The sequence below is a fragment of the Vibrio sp. 10N.222.48.A3 genome (assembly GCF_041475345.1).
GTDB lineage: Bacteria > Pseudomonadota > Gammaproteobacteria > Enterobacterales > Vibrionaceae > Vibrio > Vibrio tasmaniensis_A.
Genome location: NZ_JBFRVX010001718.1, coordinates 1 through 596 on the forward strand (window position 1 = coordinate 1; position 596 = coordinate 596).

At 30.4% G+C, this 596-nt stretch carries 1 protein-coding gene; it reads right to left on the reverse strand.

Annotated features, from left to right (window positions below; translation table 11 throughout):
• Window positions 1-6: 6 nt before the first annotated feature.
• Window positions 7-596, reverse strand: a 590-nt coding sequence (locus AB4653_RS28590; protein ID WP_372106016.1) for an ABC-three component system protein, incomplete at its 5' end; no start/stop codon positions are given.

Sequence of the window (596 nt, forward strand, 5' to 3'; positions counted from 1 at the left end):
GTGTAATCATGAATATACCTCACAGTTTTGAATGAAGTAGGATACGATAATTTCTGAAATCTCTATATTTTTACAGTTGGTGGTGTTATTAATCCATTCAACTAATGCACCAAATATTTCCGTTTGATTAAGACCATCTTTTTTTAATTTAATATAGTAAGTTTTTACCTGGCTATAAATTGTATCTGACGTGTATGGAGCTCTTTTATCTAACTCTGAAAACTTCAACTTTATTTTCGGATAAAAATACTTAATATTATTAGTAATTTTAAGTTTAACTAACACTTGTAAAGTATCATCCGACTTGTGTTCAACCTTCATAGCCTTAAATGAAAGTTCTTCTAATGCTTCGCCGGAATATGATGCTAACGCAATAATAACTTCGTTTAATTCATCGTCAATTGAATTTCCAAACCAACTATTTTTTATTTTTGACAACCGTTGAAGTTCTCGCTTTATTGAAACAATCTCTCGATATCCTTCTATGGTACGAGGGGTATCAAAAATTTTGTGACAGTCGCGACAAAGTGCAATCAAATTATCTTCATGATCTACATTTTCATTAAGAAGTTCCTCATTTTTAAGGAGTAATATCT